Annotated in this window: 1 rRNA gene; it reads left to right on the top strand. The window is 41.9% G+C overall.

Annotated elements, in window-relative coordinates:
* Positions 1-161: 161 nt before the first annotated feature.
* Positions 162-279: ribosomal RNA gene (gene rrf / locus H8S80_RS33965) — 5S ribosomal RNA — on the top strand.
* Positions 280-692: the final 413 nt, after the last annotated feature.

Here is a 692-nt window from a genome sequence, read left to right on the forward strand (position 1 = left end):
GTCGTAACAAGGTAGCCGTATCGGAAGGTGCGGCTGGATCACCTCCTTTCTAAGGAAGAAGAAGTAAGGGTTTTATATACTGTTGAGTCTTGTGTTTCAAAGGAAGGCGAAAGCCGAAGAAAAATAGAATAAAAGAATAGAAACATCAGAGACAAAGAGATTCTGGTGCCGATGCGCTCAGGGGAAACACCCGTACCCATCCCGAACACGATGGTTAAGACTTGAGCGGCCGATGGTACTATGCTGGAGACGGCATGGGAGAGCAGGTGGGTGCCAGATTACTTAAAAAAATTCACTCGAAAGAGTGTTTTATATAGAACGGACACGTTCCAATGGGTGGAGATAAAGGCGAAACCTGTGTTAAAGAATGTGTTAACCCGATTCAGCAGGGTAGTGCTGTTCCATATAACTGGTTTTTACCAGTGATTAGTGGATTCGAGCCGATCGAGTTTGCTAATGACTGATAAACTTCAGTCTACATGTACCTTGAAAACCACATATTGAATATATCTAGATAGATTCTTTTAAGGGATTTCGATCCTGAGAAAGAGTAAATCAAGACATCCGAGGTGTTATATCGTAACAGATATAACCGAAAAAATTATAAACTCGTTATTACTGTAACGTACAGTGATAACAAACCTAAGACCAGAGATTCAACGCTATGAATCTTAGACGAGTAGCCCGCACCC

The sequence above is a fragment of the Hungatella sp. L36 genome (genome assembly GCF_014288035.1).